This is a genomic window from Gabonibacter massiliensis, from assembly GCA_001487125.1.
GTDB lineage: Bacteria > Bacteroidota > Bacteroidia > Bacteroidales > Marinifilaceae > Gabonibacter > Gabonibacter massiliensis.
Genome location: LN913012.1, coordinates 224,059 through 245,288 on the forward strand (window position 1 = coordinate 224,059; position 21,230 = coordinate 245,288).

The window sequence follows — 21,230 nt, forward strand, 5'->3', positions numbered from 1 at the left end:
AAAAAAGTCCGGAAAATAAACGAAAATAAATTTGTGTGGGATGCAAAAATATATACCTTTGCACCGCAATTGTAAAAAAACAATTGACGATTCAGTAGCTCAGCCGGTAGAGCACAACACTTTTAATGTTGGGGTCCTGGGTTCGAATCCCAGCTGGATCACAATACTTTAGAGACCAAATCGATCATAAACGATTTGGTTTTTTTGATGACTGATTTTAATTAAATTATCGATACTTGTTATGTTATAATTCGATTTTACGATTTTTTTTCTCTCTCTTATCTGATATGGATTTTGTAAATTCTTTGATTTTTCTGTTTTTATACCTACTTCTCGCGTGTACATCTCGTTAGTTGTCATCTAACAATTCGATTCCAAACCCTTGGATTTTTTTTCCGTTTCTTACGATATAAATTTTATACACCGGTTTTTGTTGGCCGGGATAATTACCGGAATAACCGATTTCTCTAAAGTGGGTAATATCTCCGGACCATAAGTATCGTAAGTCTTGTAAATCTCTCGATTTTCTTTCAAGCGGGTTATAGAAAAGAGATCTTTTATCCAGCATGGGTTTGGGGGAATAATCCCATAACGAGATATAAAACAAGGGTTTTGCAGGTAATTTGTGTTTGAAATCAACGTCGGATAATCCATCCCTCTTTGCATTCGGTTCTTTAAGAGGTAGTTTTTTGAAATAGATCGAATCGTTTCTGGTCAAAATCTTTTTTTTCGGATCTGGTTGGAATGGATTTCTTAAGGTAAATGCGTTATCGAAATTTGTTTTTTTTAGGGTATCTGAAAATAATCTGCCAAATGGTCTTTTTTCAAACAAAAAATCATATTCCGAAAATTCTGTTATCCTTTGTGCCGACAAGGAACCCCAGAATAATAGCTGAACCGCAAGCAAGGCGATAAGGTGTTTCATAAGCTGTAATTTTTAATCGTTCTACACAAATATAGGGATATTTTTTACATATGCAATTATATTTGTCATATAACAGGCTGAATAATAATTATGTATAGAATGGTTTATTTATGTCTGAGAAATCTACGGTTGGTAGTAAGCAGGGTTGTTATCATGAGAACAGTGAATTGATCATACACCCTATTTGTCAAATGACAAGAAGTCTTAAACCCGTATTGTTTACAGTTTTCGCTTTTTATCTCTTCCTTCGGTAATACCTTTAATGCTAAAGTATTATATTTATAATGAATGGATATTGGAAGTGTTGGTAAAATAATGATATTGTTTTAATGTCATTAAATATCTATTTTTATTTTATTAATCTAATTTTGATATTGTATATTTGTACCGGATACAGGGTATTATATGATTAAATTTATTGACCATAAAGAGGTTTTTGAACAGTTGTTCCGGGAGAATTATGTCCGTTTGTATTATCATGCCCTTAGCTTTTTGAATGATGAGGAGACGGCGAAAGATACGGTCAATGACGTGTTTGAAAAGGTTTGGATGAATTTTGAAAAGATCGAACGATCCCAATCTCTTCTACCGTTATTGTATACTTTGGTACGTAATCATTGCGTGAGTCAGCTTCGGCGTCGGAAGGCAAAGGAGCGTTTTGCCTTCGAATGGTCGTTAAAGAAGGAGACAATTAACGAGGACTGCATGGAATATGAACTTTTAATCGAGCGTTTACGCGATTCCGTCGGAAATTTACCAGGACAAACAAAGACCGTATTCAGGAAATGTTTTCTCGAGGGAAGAAAATATCAAGAAGCAGCAGATGAATTGGCTATCTCTATCAATACGGTTAAGACGCATATAAGTAAGGCTTTACGTATCCTCCGGGAAGAGTATTCGAATGATGCACTTTGGTTGCTGGTATTTTTTTTACGAAAAACAAATAAAAAAGTATTCCAAGACATCACCCTTTTTGAAACGTAGTGCGTGTTCTTAAAAACAGGAGACGAAAACATGCAAAACGATTTTAATTACGAGGATATAGAATTCGCATTATATATTTTACATCATCAGAAATTATTAGCTGAGCCGAAGGTTCGAGCTTGGTTGGAGGTGAAGGAGCATCGGGATCTGTTGGAAGGATTACGGCGTTACCGGGAAGCCGGTATGCGTGAAAAGGGAGGGATGGAGGTGGACGAGGAGTATCAATGGTTGTTGTTGGACGAGAGAATAACTTTACGGGCGAGTAAAATACGGATCCGTCGTAGGATGATGAAGTTCGTGGCTTCGGTTTTAGTGTTGATTTCCGTGACGATGGCTGTTTTCTATAAACAGAGGGAAAGACAATTTGTCCAACCGATGGAGTTAACCCGGAATACGGAGAAGAATACGGTAACGTTGATCACCGAAGGCGGAAAAAAGTACTTTTTGGCTTCCGGTACGGGTGCTGAAGATTCTTTAAACATACGAGGGGTGGTTATCGATTCGGTGGGAGGAATGAAATACATGAGAGTATTGCGGGATGATTGTCGGCCGGAAGAGTTTCACACGATAAAAGTACCTCGCGGGGGCGAGTATATCCTGATTTTGGATGACGGGACCCGGGTATGGATCAATTCCGATTCCGAATTGAGATATCCTTTGGCGTTCAGCGGGGCGAAGCGGGAGGTTTTTTTGAAAGGAGAGGCTTATTTCGACGTGAAACGGGAGGTAGATCGTCCTTTTGTCGTGGCGACAATCCGAACCGAGGTCAACGTATTAGGTACGGAATTTAACGTGCAGTCATACGAGAACGGGGTGGAGAATATCACACTTGTAAAGGGAGTTGTCTCCGTGAAGGAAGAGGGAACGGGTGCGGATCATGTGGTCGTGTTGAAACCGGGAGAGAATGTCTCGTTGCGTGACGGTTTATTACGCATAGAGGAGGTAGACGTGTTAAAGTATACTTCTTGGAAAGAGGGATTTTTCTATTATAATAACATACGTTTAGAAGAGATACTCGACGAGTTGGGCAGGTGGTTCGATTTTACCGTGTTTTACCGGAATCCGGAAGCCAAGGATTTTCGCTTTAAGTTTTGGGCTAACCGGAAAGATACGGTGGAACAGGTGATCGGGCGCTTGAAAGAGACGGGTAAATTGCGGATTGAGGTAACGGGAAAAACGGTAATCGTTTTTATATAAAAGTGAACGAGAACCAAATAAGAAAGGGATAGTTGCGACCTATCCCCTTAACATGAATTTGGTTCATCGGACGGATGAACATGTTTAATTCTTAACTACAAATCTATGGAAAAAAAATCGATTTCACCTCATTTTGAGGAGCGAAAAACGAAGAATCGGGTGCAAAACATCACGTGTATTCGCTTGTTTTTGTTTTTAAGCTTCTTTTGTATGGCCTCGGTTGTTTTCGGTCAGCAAAAGAAACTGAGTTTCAAATGGGAAAATGTGCCTTTGTCGGATGTATTCAATGCTTTGGAAAAAGCGGATGTCTACAAATTCGTGTTTAATTACGAAGATACGAAACCGTATAAGGTAACATTCGACGTGAAAGAAAAAACGGTATTCCAGATTTTGGATACGGTTTTTCGGGATAAGCCTTTTTCCTATAAACAGGAGGGTATCTATATCATGATCCGACGTAAGGAAGCGGATGTAAAACGGTTTGTCGTGAAAGGAAAGGTGACGGATGAAAAGGGTGTGCCTTTGCCGGGGGTTACCGTGTTGCTGGAAGGTACGAATATCGGAACGGCTACCGACTCGGAGGGTAAATTCGAGATGTCGGTAACCCGGGAAAAGGGGAGCTTGCTACTCTCGTTTGTCGGGTATAAATCTCAAAAAGTGGCTTATGAAGCGGATAAACCGGTGTCGGTAAAGATGGAGGAAGAAGTGACGGATTTAGACGAGGTGGTGATTCGGGCTTACGGTACGCAAAACAAAAAAGAGATGGTCAGTTCGATCACTTCGATAAAGGCCGATGAGATGAAAGAGCTTCCTTCGCACAGTATTCTGAGTATGTTACAGGGGCGTTTGGCCGGCGTGGATATCGTGAACCAGTCGGGAGCTCCGGGGTCCGGGGGAAACCGGGTTGCCGTTCGGGGTTACAACTCCTTGCTGCAGGAGGGTGCGACCGACGGACAACCTTTGTACGTGGTCGACGGGGTTCCCATGTTTTCCTTTACTTCTCCGGTGACGGGTACGAATACCTTATCGGATCTCGATCCTTCTATGATTGCTTCCGTGGAGATATTGAAAGATGCCGCCGCCGCCGCAATCTACGGTTCCCGGGCAGGAAACGGGGTTGTCTTGATTACAACTAAGAAAGGACAGGCCGGGAAAACCAAATTTTCCGTGAATTTCTCCTATACGGCTTCTTTTTTACCCGTTACTCCCGAACAGACGGGAGGACGTTTGGAGAGAATGACCAAGATATACCGTATGCGGAATAGCCTGAAAACGGGATACGATCAGATGAGCGGACTCTATTTTTACCCGACATCCTATGAAGATGCTTTTAACCGAGGTAACGGGGGATTTGATGCGTGGTGGGGAAACGGGTTTCCCGATTCTGCGGGAGAAAATAAAATTCTTCAGGATAGTCTGAATCCTTTCTATAACAACCAGACAAACTGGTATAAATATAGCTTTCGGACGGGTAAGGTGATCAATGCCAATATTCAGGCATCCGGAGGGACCGATAAGATACAATATATGATCGGGGCCGGGTATTATGACGAGAAAGGTATTATGTTGAGCAGTAATTACTCCCGGGCAAACCTGATGGTGAATCTCTCGGCCAAACCCGCTCCTATTTTAACGGCAACGACCCAACTTTATTTGGGGTATATGGATAAAAGCCGGAATCTGAATAATGGAGATGGTCGTCGCGGAATCGAGGGAATGACGGTCGATCCAGCCTCGCAGACTACGCTGTTTCCCGGACATGGAAAAATAGAGGATAAGTTTTTGGAAAAGATCAATCAGACGGTTACCCGTAATGACAATTACCGTTTGATCGCGAGTTTGGGGTTGGAACTTCAATTAGCGAAAGGATTGACTCTCTCGGGGCTTGGATCGGTCGATTATGCTCAGTTCAACGTGAACGAGTTTATCCCGAGCAACTTGGATGCGGCACAAGGTCTGAATCTTTCCATGGGGCAGGTATCCCGGGATATTTCGTTGATGAATGAAAATTTGTTGAAATATAGAATAGAGGGTAATAGACACACGTTGGAGGCTTTATTGGGAATGAGTATTTCCAAAGAACAGGGATTCGATAATTGGGGAACCGGAAACGGGGGTGCAAGCGATAATGTGTATTATTATCAGGGACCGGGAGGTGTCTACTATACGGAATCGGATAAATTAACACCGAGGCCCAGGACGGATTACCGGTCGAACTTTAATGAAAAGGCCATGTTGAGTTTTTTCGGCCGCTTAAGCTATAATTTCAAGAAACTCTATATCGTGGAATTTGCTTATCGTCGGGATGGTTCCTCTACTTTCGGAAAAAATGTACGTTGGGCTAACTTCCCGTCGATTGCCGTGGGATGGAATTTTGCGGACGAAGCTTTTTTGAAAAATGTGACGTGGTTAAACAGCGGAAAAGTGCGTATGAGCTGGGGAAAGTCCGGTCAGGTATTTCGTGACCCGTACATGGCTTACGGGTTGATGTCCAAAAACGGTATATTTCACGGGAATCCGGGGATGACGAGCTATAATGCCGTCGCACCCGATTTGACCTGGGAGAAGACCAAGCAGTATAATGCCGGTTTGGATCTGGAATTGTTCGATTACCGTTTGAACGTGAAATTCGATTACTATAATAAACTGACCTACTCATTGATTACGGACGTGCCTACTTTCGGGGATGTACAGGTGATGGACTCTTACAAGAAAAATGCGGGAGAAATTTCGAACGAGGGAGTCGAGCTGGAATTGAAAGCCGATATTTTCCGGGATACCCGCGTGAAATGGAGAAGCCGACTGAATATATCCCGGAACTGGAACAAATTGGAAAAAACCTTTAACGGTAAGGATATGATGGGTAACGTGTTGAAACGGGGGTTGTTCGGTATTTACGTATTCAATGATAACGGGTATTACCAAAACGAGAAAGAGGTCCCCGTCTATTACAATAACGAGGGTTTCCCGATCTATATCAATAAGGTGTACGGGGAGATGAGCGGAATGGTAGGGGAGGTGAAGATAGAAGACGTGGACGGCAACGGAGAGATCGGTAACGGGGATTTGTACTACATCGGTAGTGCTTTGCCTTTGGCTTACGGAGGATGGGCAAGCGAGATTACCTGGAATAATTTTGACTTGAATATCCTCTTCAATTACTCTTTGGGGCGAAAGATGATAAATGCCGCACGATACGGGACCCCGATGAATATTGACGGTCCGATATTCCGGGATTTGAGAGAAACGACTTTCTGGGAGAAAGAGGGTGATATGACGGATTTACCCCGGATGGGGGCTTCGTTTATTTTTCCCGAATTACGTTCGAACGTGGAACGGGTCAATATGGTCCGGCTGAAACAATTGACATTGGGATATAACCTGCCGGAAAAATTTACCAAGAAATTTTATTTCAGCGGTATCCGTTTGTTTATCACGGGAGAGAATATTTGGACCTGGACCAATTATTCCGGTACGGACCCCGAGGTGGTAAATATGGATAGCGGTATTGACGGGGGGAAGGCATATCCCTTACCCGAAAAATGGACTTTTGGTATAACCCTTAATTTTTAATAGCGATGAAAAGGTTTTATATATATATGATCATGGGAATTCTGTCTGTTTCATGTACCGATTTTTTGGATGTGAGACCGGAGAATTCAACGACGTTCAATAACTATTTTCGTTCGGGAAAAGATGCGGAAGCTTTGCTCAACTCCATGATGTCGAATCTGCGTTTGGCGGAGAATCAGGATCAGGTACACGCGTGGGCCGGGATGAAGGTGGATAACGTGGCTCAGGATTACCGGGGAAACAGTATAAGGCGTGCCCGGCAATTGGCCCCGCGAACCTATTTCACGGCTACCTGGCAATTGTATTACGCTGCCATTCATGATGCCGATCTGTTTTTGGATAACGCTTATCGTTTCCCGATGTCGAAAGAGATCGTGGATATCTATCGTTTACAGGCTTATTTCGTGAAAGGGCTCTGTTATTTTTGGCTCGGACGGGCCTGGGGTGAGGTGCCGATCGTTCCCAACAGCGAATCCGTTACGGAGAAATTAGGAAAGAGCAGTGTCAAACAGGTCTTGGAAGAGGCAACGAAGTGGGCTTTGTTGGCTATCGATTTGCCGAATTACGAAGATTTAAAGGATTATGCCGGAAAGCCCAGAACGACGAAGCAATACGCGGGCAAGGGAGCCGCAGCGGCCCTGTTGGCTAACATCTATGCCTGGCGGGCTAATTTGGAAAATAAAAAAGAGTATTGGGAGGAGGCGGAGAAGTACTGCACGATGATCATCGGGAACAAGGCCGGAACCTATGGTTTGGCTGCCGATCCGGAAGAGGTGTGTACCCGGGTGTTAAAGGGAGGAAGCGAGGAGAGTATATGGGAAATTTACAGGACATGGACGAGGCCGGGAGAGTTTACGGAACGTGCTTTTGTCAGCGAGGAGTTTATCGGCTGGCCGGTCAGAACGGATATGGAGGTGAGCTTTGCTTATCCGGATGTATTGGAGTTTACGAAAGAGACGGTCAATGAACTTTATCCGCCGGATGACCTGAGAAGGAAGAGTTATTTCTACGGTATCGATTCGACCGAATTTCACGTGAAGGTTATGAAATACGATTGGCAGACGGGACAGATGGTGGAGGTGATAAAGGTTTACGATTACACGGAAATGGAAAAAGCTTTTGCTAATGTATTCCGTTTTCCATTTTACAATATTAAGGATAATGAAAGTTCGAAACGGTATTTGGGAATGGAGATGAATAAGGTGGTTTGGCGCTTGCCGGATATCCTGTTATTGAGAGCCGAGTGTCGTTTCCGTGCCGGATTGCCCGATCCCATGGAAGATGTGATTGCCGTACGGCAACGTGCCGGCTTGACCGGGGCGGATTTGACGGATGACTTCGGCGGTGATGTGCAGCTGGCGATATTCAGGGAGCGGGAACGGGAGTTGTTGTTCGAGGATACCCGCTATTATGATGCCGTGCGAAACGGGTTAGAGTATGTACGACGAGAATTGCCGGAGGCTTTCGGACGTTTGACCGACGCTGATATCCGAAACGGAGCCTTGTATTATCCCGTGAACGCGGGGGCGATGGAAAACAACGATTTGGTTTTACAAAATGTTTACTGGAACACAAAAGTACAATAAGATGATGAAACATATATTTATAGTGGCCCTTGTAGGTTTTGTTGTAGCTACGGGAGCCTGTACGAAGGATAATTTTGTCAAAACGGGGCTGCATAACGGCCGTTTTGACGGTAGTTTGCTGGAGTATTTAAAAGCTTCAGGACACTCTTACGATTGGGATTCGACAGCCAGATTAGTGGAACAGGCCGGCCCGCAAATGGTTCGCTTGTTCGAAGGGAAGGATCCCGAACACCCTGAAATTACTTTTTTGGGACCGACGAATCATTCCATTCGCAGGTATATGCTGTTTGAAGGTTATGAGCGCATAGCGGATATGGATCCGGGGGAGTGTGAAATGCTGTTGCTCAATTGCATCATCGATGGAAAGATTTATCGGGACGATGTGCCGAGAGGGAAGTACGACGAGGAAGAGGCCTTGCCGGATGAAGGCGGGGGGTGGTATGTCACCTTGGGAGGGAATTCGATCTGGTTGTATACCCATCAGGAAACCTTGCAGGGAATTCCCGATGTGGGTGCGGTTTCCTTGAATGTATACTCCCAGAATGCATTTCGCGAGTTTTCGATCGCCTCTTCGAACATCGAGCCGGATCATTGCGTGGTACACTCTTTGAGTTATCAATTTACTTTGGGTGATTTTTAAATGTATTTAAAACAGAATGTTATGAAATGGATCCTATTTATATTGCCTGTTATTTGCCTCTGCTTTATGGCATGTGAAGAAAAGGAGGGGTATTTGAGAACCGAAAATGCCGTTTATGAGCCCGACACGATGGTGGTCCGGCTTGTTCCCGATCCGGAATTGGATGCCGTGCGAATAGAGAATAAATCTCCTTGGCAATCTTTGGCGATGCAGGGATACGAGGGAACGGAACGAATCGATTTTACCGTGGAAGCCGTCTTTTCTACTGCCGGTGAGGCTGCTGCCGATTCTTTTATGAACGAGTTGACTGTTTCGGGAGGAGGTGTTTTACATTATCCTTTCCAAGGAAAATCTCCGGCCGGCCGCTATACGGTATCGGTGCGTTTGACGGGTCCGGGGTATAGTCAAATAGTGAAAGATGCTTTTACATTTATCTTAAAATGAAATAGATGAAAAGAGTAAAGTTTATTTATTTATGTTGTGTCCTTGGAATAATAGGTATTCCCGGAGCATTCGCGCAATCGGAAGATAAATTGTTGACGATACTTTCCGGTGAATTGAATGAACATTACCGGGAATTGCAGGGGGAAAAATTTCCCCCCTATTATATGAATTACAGGATTATCGATACTTGGAGTACGACGATTGCGGCCTCGTTCGGGGTATTGAGGGACAATCAGTCCAGGCATACCCGGATCATGATTCCGCATATCCGGATCGGGGATTCTCTTCTGGATAATTTCAGCTATTACCCGATGGGAGCGGAAGTCTCCGAGAGAGGAATTTCATATGCGGCATTGCCTATCGATGACGAAAATAACGAGAAAGCCATCCGTCAGGCGATCTGGATGGAGTCCTCTTCCCGGTATGCGTTTGCCTCGGATATATACGAGCGTTCGAAGGCACAAAGTAAGGTGAACGTCAAGAACGAGGACAAAGCTCCTTATTTCTCTTTCGCTCCCGTGGAGTCTTATTACGAACCTCCTTTCCCGGCTGACCGGTTGAAGGTCGATACGCACGCCTGGATTGTCCGGTTGAAAAAAATATCCGATTTATTCAACGAGAACATGTATATGACGCGGGGGGAAGCGATCTTGACGTTTGAGGTCGAGCGCCGTTATTTCGTCGATACGGAAGGTCGGAACGTGGCGGAGAATCTGCCCTATGCCCGGATTATGATTCAGGGGAGTGTTACGGCTTTGGACGGTATGGAACTTCCTTTGTTGCTTTCCTATTTTGCTTACGATCCGGCGGATTTGCCCACGGATGAGCAAATGATTGCGGATACCCGTGAGATGGTAAAAATGTTAGCTGCCTTACGGGAGGCTCCGGTTGCCGAACCTTATACCGGACCGGCTTTGTTATCGGGAGCTGCCAGCGGGGTGTTTTTTCACGAGATATTCGGACATCGGCTGGAAGGACAACGCATGAAAACGGATGAAGACGGGCAGACATTTAAACAGATGGTGGGGGAGAGTGTATTGGCTCCCGATTTTCAGGTGTTCGACGATCCGACCTTGTCCCGTTATTCCGGGAAGGCTTTGAATGGTTATTATAAATTTGATGATCAGGGGATCCGTTCCAAACGGGTTGACGTAGTTGTCGACGGTAAATTACGCGATTTTTTGATGACCCGGGTACCGATAGACGGATTTCCCATGACTAACGGGCATGCTCGTGCCAGTGATGGATTCGATCCGGTATCCCGGCAATCCAATCTCTGTATCGAAACGAAATCCCCGAAGACGAAAGAAGAGCTGCGACGCATGTTAGTCGAAGAGGTGAAAAAGCAGAAAAAGGAGTACGGTTATTTCTTTAAGGAGGTGACGAGCGGTCTGACTTACACGGGTAAGGGCAGTACCAATTCGTTTAACGTGACCCCCTTGGTAGTCTATCGGATTTACACGGATGGTCGTCCGGATGAATTGGTTCGGGGAGTGATATTGATCGGGACCCCCTTGTCGATGTTTTCGAATATCGTGTGTGCGGGAGACGATCCCGACGTGTTTGTAGGGGTCTGTGGGGCGGAATCCGGAAATGTTCAGGTTACGGCCGTATCTCCGACTATTTTGGTTAGCAAAATAGAGACGCAGCGCACGGCTAAGTCCAGCATTCTGCCTCCTATTCTCCCGAGAGTGTATTTACCTCAAAAATAGTTGAATGAAAAAATGGAGTTATGGATAAAAATGGAAAAATAATGAAATATGGAGTGCTGTTAGCGTCGATTTTACTCTCGGGTGTCTTGCATGCCCAGACCCCGGAAGAGATGACTATCTTTACGGCGCTGGGCGATGAACAGATGAGAACGAAAGAGCAGTTAGCACTTCCGATGATGAGCAGGCCGTTCTATGTTTCCTACACGGTTTCTCTTTCCCGTCAATATTCGGTAGAAGCTACCTTGGGGTCCGTGTTGAACTCGGTTCATTTGCCCCTTCACCTGATGGGAACGGCACAGGTATTAATCGGCGACTACAATCGCACGAATGATTTACGCCACGTGGGACAATTTTTAAGAGTGGATTTAGGAGGAGAAATCGATTATAATGCGATTCGTTTCGGTTTTTGGTTAGCTTCCGATCAGGCGTACAAGATCGCATTACAGGAATTTTCAGCCAAGAAAGCTTACCTGGAAGCTAATCCTTACGAGGTTCCTCAGGGGCTTCCCGATCTGTTGCCGACCCCTTCGGTAGAGAAGATGGTTCAGGCAAAACAACCTTATATTTCCGATATTTCGGAGGTGGAAACCGTGGCACGGGAATTATCTGCCGCGTTCGATCATTACAAGGAGATTATCGGATCGAAAGTGGTATTGCAGGGAAACGAGATGACTTTTTATAAGCTGACTACGGAGCAGGTAGCAATCAAACAACCGTTGGATTTCGTGGAGTTGTATATGGAGGCAGCCGTTATGACGGCAACCGGGGAATATATCCGCGATTCCTATATTTTACTTGCCCCCTCGTTTGCTGCCTTACCTGCGGTCGATGATCTCAAACAAGTCGTGGCTGGTTTTGCCCGGCGTCTGATGGATCTGAGAAACGCAGAGGTGTTCCGGGAGGAGTACAATGGGCCGATTCTTTTTGAAAACGAAGCCGTACGGCAGATTTTTACAGAGAATCTGTTGGGGAATAACGGTGGTCTATGTACTTATCGTATGCCGTTGGGGGAGAGGGAGGCGACGACCTCTTTCGAAGACAGGATCGGGAAAAAATTGCTCGATTCCCGGTTGAGTGTAGTGAATTACAGTTCCATGACGGAATATATGAGTGTACCCCTATTGGGAAGCTATGTCGTGGATGCCGAGGGGGTGGTTCCTGAAGAAGAGATGCTGCTCGTGGATAAAGGCGTTTTGAAAAAGGAGTTGAACGGGAAGATTCCGACGAATAAAGTGCGTTATTCCACCGGAAGTGCCCGATTTATTCCCGCCCGCGGTGACGTGATCTACGTGACTGCTCCCGGAACGCTCCATGTGAAAGCGAACGACGGCTTAAAACCCGAAGCCATGAAAAAAGCCTTACTTAAAGCGGCAAAAGAAGAGAAACTGGATTACGCTTATATCGTGCGTCGCTTGTCCGGTAACGCTTCCTTGTTGTATCGGGTGGATGTGAAAACAGGAAAAGAGACCCAGGTCCGATTCGGGAAGGTTTCTCCCGTGAACATGGCTAAGTTGAAAAATATCAGGGCGATTTGCTCCTCGGAGAGGGTAAATAATTTTATACTCGATAAGGGAGCCGTCGTATCGATGATCTACCCCGCATCCTTTCTTTTGGATAACGCGGATATAACTGTCATGGATGTCCGGAAAAGAAAACTTCCGGCTCTGAAGAATCCATTACAGGAATACTAATTTTTTAATTTCGGCTATCGGAAGATGTCTAACTTTAATCCGGTAGCCGAAACTTTCAGCTAAAAATCCGATCTTACTTTATTAGGAAATACAATGATTTATAATTTATAATCTACAATTACCTCATTGTATTCGTTTGATTTCACCTCCGGTGCTTACCCTGCCGTTTAACAGGGGAGAACCTTTGTAATGAACCTCACCTCCGGTAGATGCCGTGTATTCCAGATGATTTACCGCGTGTATTCTTATTTCGGCGGAAGTACTCGCTTGTGCTGAAACTTCTTTTGCTATAAGCTCTATTGCATCGATGTCTCCTGAAGTGCTTGCCCGAGCGTTAAGTACGTTTGTCGTCCCTTTTAATGAAATTTCGCCCGAGGTGCTGGCTTTTATATCTATTTGATTGGCATCGACGGCTATCTCGATTTCTCCTGACGTGGATGCGTTCAGATCCAGATTGTCTACTTGCCAAGTCGCGGTACTTTTGATTTTGCCCGAGGTTGAAGCATGTAATGCTGTAATCTTGGGTAGGGTCACGTGTACTTTTATATCTTCACGTGATTTTACATTAATACCCTCCTGTAGGGTGAGATGTAATAAATGATTTAAAACATTCGTTTCTATATAAGGGAGTATGTTGTCCTCTGCCTCCACTTTGACGGTGAAGTTTTCTCCTTGAGTCAAAAATACATGTATTGACCGCGAAGCTTTGATCTTATCAAACAAGGCGACGTTTCTCTCTTCTGTTACAATATTTCCGGAACCTTTTATTGCTTTCTGCTGGGCATTGACACAACCGATTAAGCTTGCGTATGCTAATGTAAGTGCTATAACAAATGCTTTCATTGTTTTTGACATTAAGGTTTACAATAACGAACTTGATGTAAAGTTAGTAAAATTATATGTCACAAAGAACAGTTATTGATTAAGGACGACAGAATTTTGCGATTCAGGGATTATATGATTCTATAATTCAAAGATTGAGTAATTCATATCAGATCGTGTATTATTGTAGATTTTAGATTGACGATTTCAGATTTAAGGACAATGGGATTGCGTGATCCGACGATTGAGTGATAAAAAATTTACGATCCTAATAATCTTATGAATATTATAGACTTTAAGAACCTTATGGACCTGGATGATTCTGTGAATGTTTTAGTTTAAAATGTCACATATGAGGTAATTCTTTCGTACATCTGTAGTCATTAAATTGAAAATATATGGAACAGAATCATACGATGAAAATGGATATGAAAGGTGATATGACTGGAAATGAGAAAGGGAGTGATATGGGAGGTCATATGATGAGTATGGGTAATTTGAAGCAAAAGTTTTGGGTTTCACTTGTTGTGGCCATACCGGTTTTGTTGTTTTCCCCGATGATGGGGATACATGCTTCGGGGCTTCTGTCGTTTCCGGGGGCTTCTTGGGTTGTACTCGTTTTGGCTACTTTTCTCTTTTTTTACGGAGGGAGACCTTTTTTATCCGGGGCGAAAATGGAATTGAAGATGAAAAGTCCGGCCATGATGACATTGATTGCCATGGGAATCATTGTGTCTTATGGCTATAGTATATACGCTTTTATTGCGAATAATATTTTGCGTACTATTGATCATAAGATGGAATTCTTTTGGGAGTTAGCCACGCTAATCGTGATTATGCTATTGGGACATTGGGTTGAAATGAGGGCCGTGGGACGTGCAGGTAATGCTTTGCAAAAGATGGCGGAATTACTTCCCGGAAGTGCACACCTTATCCAGCAGGATGGAAGTACTAAAGATGTTCCTCTGCAAGAAGTGAGAGTCGGACAGCAGGTGACGGTAAAATTGAATGAACGAATTCCGACGGACGGAAAAATCGTTTCGGGAGAAACGACAGTGAATGAATCTATGGTCACAGGGGAATCAAGAGCAATAAAAAAAGGAGTCGGGGCGACAGTTATCGGAGGCTCGCTCAATGGAAACGGAACCCTGGTGATTGAGGTGACCGGAACGGGGGAGTCCGGTTATCTTGCCCAAGTTATGAAATTAGTTCGCGATGCACAACAGGATAAATCCAGGGTGGAGTCGATTTCCGATAAGGTGGCAAAGGCTCTTTTCTATGTGGCGTTGTTTGTGGGAATACTTGCTTTTATTCTTTGGCTGATCATCGATCAGGATTTAAATACGGCATTGACCCGTATGGTGACTGTATTCATTATTGCCTGTCCGCATGCGTTAGGATTGGCTATTCCTTTGGTGATCGCTCGTTCCACCTCTTTAGGTGCTACTCATGGACTTTTGATACGGAATAGAAATGCACTCGAGATAGCCAGAAAAATTAACGTGGTCACCATGGATAAAACAGGAACCTTGACGGAAGGAAATTTTCGGATAAATGAACTGAAAACTCTTTCTGATAAATGGAATGAAGGACAGGTTATAAGCATGATGGCCGCATTGGAAATCCATTCGGATCATCCGTTGGCTCAGGGTATTGTAGAAGAGGTTCAAAAAAGAAATAGTACGATGGCCGTGGCCCAGCATGTTACGCTTATAGACGGAACGGGATTGATGGGGGAGATCGACAATGCACCCGTGAAGCTTGTTGCGGTTACCTATTTAAATCGGAATCGTATACCCTACGATTCTGCTGAATTTGATCGATTGGCGCGACAAGGAAATTCAATCAGTTATCTCTTGTGGAAAGAAGAAGCGATCGGTTTGGTAGCCCAAGGTGACCAGGTGAAACCGGAAGCCGGTGAAACGATCGAGGCTTTGCGAAAAGAGCATATCGTTTCAGTTATGTTAACGGGAGATAATCCTACATCTGCAATGACTATTGCCAAAACGTTGGGAATAGACAACGTGCATGCTTCTTTACTTCCCGGGGATAAAGAAAAAGTGATTGAAGAATATCAACAAAAAGGAGAAAAAGTCATGATGGTCGGAGATGGGGTAAACGATGCTCCTGCATTGGCTCGTGCGGATATCGGTGTCGCCATCGGTGCGGGTACGGATGTCGCTATCGATTCTGCAGATGTGGTTTTGGTACAGAGTAATCCCTACGATATCATTCACTTCTTATCATTGGCTAAAAGAACTTCCTCCAAAATGGTACAGAATCTATGGTGGGCTGCTGGATACAACATCATAGCCATCCCGTTGGCTGCCGGAATCCTTGCCCCGGTCGGCATCGTTTTAAGCCCCGCCATGGGAGCCATCTTTATGTCATTGAGTACAGTCATCGTGGCTGTCAATGCTTTATCGCTTAAAATGAAATAACGCATCCCAGTATGTTATATTAATATCAATTAAATGTCCGTCCCCGTGGGTGATTAAGAAACCATCTCTTTTTTAGGGAGACGGCTTCATCGTATTTATTTATGTAATAAATTATTTAGTGTGTTTTGTCGTTTTGAGGAGGTGGATCACCAAATAATTCGGGATGTTCTTCTATGTATTTCAGCTGTTCTTGAGCTCGTTTATATTGTTCTACGAAGTATTCACACAAACGTTCAGCAGAAACTGGTTCTCCGGTAACTCTGAAATACAAGGGTTTGCCTTTTTTCTCATAAGTTACAAATTCTCGTGTACTTCCATGTACGAATATTTTGCAATGTTTTGTTCCGGCTTTGTATAAAGAATCGCATAGCCATGAAATTGTTTTTCCATACGTGGGAGTTAGTTGATTGAGTACCCATACCCCGTGTACTTTCTCGATAAGTATTCGGGCTTTAGCAATTCCGTCCCGTTCGGTTATGATGTTCAGTTTGTTTAATGGGATCATACATTTTAATAAATTTTCTTCAGAAGGGTTATCGTAAAATTGCTTCGTGTCGAATTTGTAGTACGAGAGGGCAGAGAGCTTGTATTGCTCAAGTTCACTCATGAATTTTCTGGTAGGACTACTTTTAATAATCTCTGAAGATTTTGAAAGTTCTTCCGGTGCGTAATACGATTTTAAGTCTCTTACAATATCCTTGTAGTCATCGCCAAGATCTTTACTGATTTCTTGGAAAACGTAACGTTCTACTATTTTCTGTTTCTCTTCGGAACAAGATAAAAACGCGAATACGACATATACTAATATATATTTTTTCATAATTATTTAAGTTAGATATTAATAATAAATAATAACTTGTTAATCCTTTGAAGTATACAAATAATCTGGTGGAGTATCCATAATATAAAAATTTAATAGTAATGTAAATCAATAGTTGAAAATCACCTGTTTTCTTGTATGTATATCATCAGTCGTCATCTAATGACTCAAATTCGAATCCTTTAATTTTTTCTCGTCTCTTATGATATGAATGGATTGTTTAAGGTAAACATGCTATCAAAATTTATTTTTTTAATGTCCGGAAATAAGCTACCTGATGTTTTTTCCCAAACAAAAAATGATATTCCGAAAATTCTGTTATCCTCTGTGACGATAAGGGATCTTAGAATAATAGTTGAATCATAAATGAGATAATAAGACGTTTTATGACTTGTAATATTAATTTATTATATGCAAATATAGGGATATTATTTCCAATATACGATTATATTTTCTGAATAAACTGAATGATACTAATTCTGTATACGGATTAACTCGCGGAGACGGTTCTTTTGAACTAAGAATCACCCACGAGAACCGTCCCCGTGGGTGATTTATTCCATTACTTTCACCCATTTTACGGCGTCAGCCACGAGTCCTTGCCGGTAGTCTTTATTTAAGGTCTTATCGCTTAGGGTTACCCGGGCGTTTTTCGAAAAATCGAACGTTCCTAAGGATATCCAGCTCCCTTCTTCCTTTTTGCTCAAAGAGACGATAACTTCCTGCTTTTTTTCACCGTCGAAAACGGTATAGGAACGTAATATCTTTAGATTTTCGGGTACATCCATGGTAAAAGAATCTGAGTCATTGAATTCCGTGTAGTAAAAGAATACCTCGTATTTTCCCTTTTGCGATAAGGTGACGTTCCACTCCACTTTTTGTTTTCCGGAACCCACACTTTTAAAGTATGCACTTTTCACGGGGAAGCCATAAAAATGGTTTTGAATAGTAGGCAACCAAGTATCTTCCGTGAAAAATTCATGATATTTTTCCCGTTTTTTTTCTTTTCGGAATAAAGAGGTGATAAAACTCTCCGGTTTTACCACCTTGAACCCTGGATCTTCGTTATCCACGATAATTTCATTCTCGTTCTTGTCAACGGGGAACATCGATGCGTCTAATTTAAAGACCCCGGTAGTCGTGTCCACGTTGGCGTTTCCCATGTCTTTTGTTTTGAAACGTACAATAGCGGGAATGTTTTGAGCCAAAGGTGTTTGCAAGATATTTCCATAATATTGCTGTCCCCGGGCCCGTATTTCCCTTCCCTCGTGTGGTGGGATAATCCACCCTTTGTGTTCTCCCGTTTTGATTAGTCCGGGCACGTCACTCCAGTTAAATACCTTGAAGCTATACAAACTATAGGGTGTGTCTGTTTCTGTGATCTTCATGATCCGTACATCCCGCACATCGAGCAGGGGCAATCGATTAGCGTTATAGCAATTCTCCACGAGGGAATCTAACCGGAATCCGAACGTATCGTTAAACCGCCGAAAAAACTTACCCGAGGTGATTTCCTGAAAAAGGTTATTCTTGGCAAAGTCCAAATAAAATTCTTGAAATTGTTCTTCTTTCATCTGTAACATGATGTAGGCCCATAGTTCTTCACTTTTTTTACGAATAATACTTCCTAACCTGCCCGAGGATAACTCTTTATCGAGTAAGGCATCTTTTAAACTCTTGCCGTTTAGGTACTCTGTGGCCAGGTAATCGTCCGTCGGGGATGAATTATTGTCTTTGAAATCTCCACGTGCCACGTTGGTTAAAATATCGTGAATGATCGGGTATTTCCGGGAGGAAATAAACATTGTTTTTCCGCTGAACATAGGTTTCACGTCATAACTGCTGTTTTGCTTGATAAATTCAATATCCAGGTTTAACCAGAAAATTGCTATATCTCTTTCTGTCATTTCTTTAGTAGGTTCTAAAGAACGAATTTCTAACGAATATTTTTTTTCCGGTATAAACACTATTCCTCCCTGTACCCGCTCTCCGGTCAATCGCGTTATCCCGGGAAAGCAATGAAAGTTACAGGGTACCTCCACGAGCGAGAACCAGCGGTAGGGGTATTTTTGTGTCGGGTCATAGTTATTCTTTTGCCCCAAGTAAGATCTTTTTTTAGATTCGGCAGTTCGTATACATTCGCTTTCAAAAGTTACCTCCTTTATGCCTTTTAATTTCTCTCTTAAGTCTTCTACCGGAAAATCATCGTGTTTCTCTATAAGATATTCGTGTCTGGGTAAGTAATATAGTGTCATACGGGTTGAATCTACCGTGATTTCCCGTTTCTTGTAGTTCCCGATACACAAGCTGATACCCGGCATGTCATGGTCGAAGGTGAATGTGGTTTCTCCTTTCTTTTCCTTTATGGTACTTCCTTGAGAAATGGCTGTCAACCGGGGATCGTGTTCCACCCGTAACGAGTAGCGTGAAAAATTGACATCCCTGATCCCGGTTTCCCCGTACGGTGGCACGCACACCGGGTACCAGATACACTCCGGAGTAAGCAGCTTGTACTCCTTCCCGCAAAAAGCGGGCGTGTAACCGAAGCGGTATATACCGATGTTATTTATTGTTGAGGAATGGTATTTTTCCGAGTCTGTATCTAAAAAGCAGATATCGTTCTCGATGTTTCCCTCGTAATCGATAGTTACCTCGACCTTTTCCCCAGGTTTTAATTTTTTCTCCGAGACAATAGCTTGCTGTTCCCTTTTGAAAGGGACCATTTTCCCGTCTATCTCGAGGGAGTTGACTTTGAGTCCCGGGTTGAGATAGATGACGAGAGGTATTGCTTTTGCGTTTCTGTTCTCGATTTCTATCCTGCTGTTTACCGCGATGTTGCCGTTTTTTTTCTCTTTCACGTGCAGGTCGTTCCGAACGATTCTCGCGGCCGGGAGCTTCCCGTGTTCCTCGTACACTCGCTTGTAGGCTTCCCGGTGATCGGTAATAGTCTCGTGGCGGGAAGTAAATGCAATAGCCAACCCGCAAGCTAATGTAAACATACCGACGGCGATGTTCAGGCTCTTTTTGAAAGCTTGCCGGTAATTGCGAATTCTGGGATAGGGAATAACCGATAAGGCGAGTAATCCGATACCCGTTAACAGAATAAAGCCTCGTTGCAACAGGTAGTTTTCCAGGTTTACATGGCCCGTGAAATCGGAAAACATATTGGGGATATAGCGGGCGCACGGGTCGAACAGGCCGTTTAACCAACCGGCTCCGTAATAAACGATGGTACCAAGCGAGATAAGTAATAGCAGAATACTTAATCCTTGTTGACGAATCAATCGGATCACGAGGTAAGAGAGACCGAGGAAGTAAACTGATGCCGGAAAGTTAAGCGATACCCAGTAAAAGAGATAGAGCGACAAATCAAAAGAGCGGGGGTAAAAAGTGACGTTGACCAGTATGGAAATGGCGAATACGGTAAAGTTCATCAGGGTAAAGAGAAGCAGTTTTCCCAAGAAATTGCCGATTGCGATCTCGCTATTGCCGAGCGGTCTGGCGTATAAAACTTCCTTGGCCTTGAGTTTGACTACTCTCGAGTCGTTGGCGATAGAACCGACGACGAAGAGTAATTGGATCAGGTTGAAATAATAAGCTGTTTTGTAGGGGATGGAGGAGGGTAAGGCTTGTGATACCCAGGTTACGGGTGAATGGAACAAATCTTCTATCGAGCCGATACTTCTTTCTGACAAAGGAGTGAACTGATAAACGACGAGTCCTGTTATAGCAAGAATTGCAAAAATACCGAAAAGGATATTCCTGCGGGAACATTTAAACTCGTATGCGGCCTCGATAAAGATATTGTTTTTGTTCATGATGCTTATTTTGTTTTTATTAAAAAAAGATAAATTTTTAATTGTGAATAGGAAGATAAGGAGGCCTTAGTATTGAGTCGTAAAAGAATTGTTCCGATTTCTTTAGGTTCGGAACAACCTTTTTTAAATGATATTGTATAAAATAAGGTTCGGTCATTCCAAACTAATTTTTTATGACGTTTACTTCACATGTCGCTGAATTTGATCCTACTATATTAGTTGCTACGATCTTATATTTTCCTGCATGTTTTGCTTTTGTGATTTTGATGACTATACTTAAAATATTTTGATTCGTGGTTATTGTAAATTCCGGATTGTCGTTAATATATACGTCATTATGAAAAATGTCGACATATATAGGGGAGGTTCCGTTGATTTGAGTTGTAATGGTAGTAACAGAATCTTCTTTAACTGTAATGTCTTTGGGGAAAATAATAAAAACCGGAGGTCCAGATTCTGAGGTATAAAGGGATTCCGTAAGTACATCAGGGTTATCGACCGCTTTTGCTTCCTCTTTATAACTTCCGCTAAGAGTTATAAGGAGCATCATAATCAGTAGCATTTTCTTTTTCATGGC

At 43.2% G+C, this 21,230-nt stretch carries 14 protein-coding genes and 1 tRNA gene; 10 read left to right on the forward strand and 5 right to left on the reverse strand.

Going from position 1 to position 21,230, the window contains the following annotated elements:
* Positions 1-88 precede the first annotated feature (88 nt).
* A tRNA-Lys gene (locus BN3283_RS03230) sits at positions 89-161 on the forward strand.
* Between the two features lie 188 nt (positions 162-349).
* On the opposite strand, the gene BN3283_RS03240 is transcribed toward BN3283_RS03230, so the two are convergent.
* Complete coding sequence (locus BN3283_RS03240; RefSeq protein ID WP_059025623.1) at positions 350-925, reverse strand: hypothetical protein; 576 nt, start codon at positions 923-925, stop codon at positions 350-352.
* A gap of 405 nt (positions 926-1,330) precedes the next feature.
* Between BN3283_RS03240 and BN3283_RS03245 the strand changes: the two genes are divergently transcribed.
* The 8 genes from BN3283_RS03245 to BN3283_RS03280 all read left to right on the forward strand — a co-directional run bounded on the left by BN3283_RS03245 (position 1,331) and on the right by BN3283_RS03280 (position 12,752).
* Entirely contained in the window at positions 1,331-1,909 is a 579-nt protein-coding gene (locus BN3283_RS03245; RefSeq protein WP_059025624.1) for an RNA polymerase sigma-70 factor, read from the forward strand.
* A gap of 30 nt (positions 1,910-1,939) precedes the next feature.
* Positions 1,940-3,106 carry a FecR family protein gene (locus tag BN3283_RS03250; RefSeq protein WP_059025625.1) on the forward strand — a complete coding sequence of 389 codons (1,167 nt, stop codon included), beginning with the start codon at positions 1,940-1,942 and terminating at the stop codon, positions 3,104-3,106.
* Between the two features lie 105 nt (positions 3,107-3,211).
* Positions 3,212-6,679: a SusC/RagA family TonB-linked outer membrane protein gene (locus BN3283_RS03255; RefSeq protein WP_070807442.1), complete on the forward strand. Its 3,468-nt coding sequence runs from the start codon at positions 3,212-3,214 to the stop codon at positions 6,677-6,679.
* Between the two features lie 5 nt (positions 6,680-6,684).
* Positions 6,685-8,265, forward strand: a complete 1,581-nt coding sequence (locus BN3283_RS03260) for a RagB/SusD family nutrient uptake outer membrane protein (protein ID WP_082667055.1) — start codon at positions 6,685-6,687, stop codon at positions 8,263-8,265.
* 1 nt (position 8,266) lies between these two features.
* Positions 8,267-8,905, forward strand: a complete 639-nt coding sequence (locus BN3283_RS03265; RefSeq protein ID WP_070807443.1) for a hypothetical protein — start codon at positions 8,267-8,269, stop codon at positions 8,903-8,905.
* 21 nt (positions 8,906-8,926) lie between these two features.
* Positions 8,927-9,349, forward strand: a complete 423-nt coding sequence (locus tag BN3283_RS03270; protein ID WP_286137485.1) for a hypothetical protein — start codon at positions 8,927-8,929, stop codon at positions 9,347-9,349.
* 5 nt (positions 9,350-9,354) lie between these two features.
* Complete coding sequence (locus BN3283_RS03275; protein ID WP_059025628.1) at positions 9,355-11,061, forward strand: TldD/PmbA family protein; 1,707 nt, start codon at positions 9,355-9,357, stop codon at positions 11,059-11,061.
* Positions 11,062-11,081: 20 nt separating this feature from the next.
* Positions 11,082-12,752 carry a metallopeptidase TldD-related protein gene (locus tag BN3283_RS03280; protein ID WP_059025629.1) on the forward strand — a complete coding sequence of 557 codons (1,671 nt, stop codon included), beginning with the start codon at positions 11,082-11,084 and terminating at the stop codon, positions 12,750-12,752.
* 123 nt (positions 12,753-12,875) lie between these two features.
* Here BN3283_RS03280 and BN3283_RS03285 read toward each other — a convergent pair whose 3' ends face one another.
* The gene (locus BN3283_RS03285; protein ID WP_059025630.1) at positions 12,876-13,595 is read right to left on the reverse strand and encodes a head GIN domain-containing protein; all 720 of its coding nucleotides are present in this window, start codon (positions 13,593-13,595) and stop codon (positions 12,876-12,878) included.
* Positions 13,596-13,972: 377 nt separating this feature from the next.
* On the opposite strand from BN3283_RS03285, the gene BN3283_RS03290 reads away from it, so the two are divergent.
* The gene (locus tag BN3283_RS03290) at positions 13,973-16,015 is read left to right on the forward strand and encodes a heavy metal translocating P-type ATPase (RefSeq protein WP_059025631.1); all 2,043 of its coding nucleotides are present in this window, start codon (positions 13,973-13,975) and stop codon (positions 16,013-16,015) included.
* A 115-nt stretch (positions 16,016-16,130) separates the two neighbouring features.
* Here the strand turns inward: BN3283_RS03290 and BN3283_RS03295 are convergent, their stop codons facing one another.
* From BN3283_RS03295 to BN3283_RS03305, 3 genes are all read right to left on the reverse strand, one after another.
* The gene (locus tag BN3283_RS03295) at positions 16,131-16,835 is read right to left on the reverse strand and encodes a hypothetical protein (protein WP_059025632.1); all 705 of its coding nucleotides are present in this window, start codon (positions 16,833-16,835) and stop codon (positions 16,131-16,133) included.
* A 554-nt stretch (positions 16,836-17,389) separates the two neighbouring features.
* Positions 17,390-20,653: a golvesin C-terminal-like domain-containing protein gene (locus BN3283_RS03300; protein WP_059025633.1), complete on the reverse strand. Its 3,264-nt coding sequence runs from the start codon at positions 20,651-20,653 to the stop codon at positions 17,390-17,392.
* Positions 20,654-20,816: 163 nt separating this feature from the next.
* Positions 20,817-21,227: an immunoglobulin domain-containing protein gene (locus BN3283_RS03305; RefSeq protein ID WP_082667057.1), complete on the reverse strand. Its 411-nt coding sequence runs from the start codon at positions 21,225-21,227 to the stop codon at positions 20,817-20,819.
* Positions 21,228-21,230: the final 3 nt, after the last annotated feature.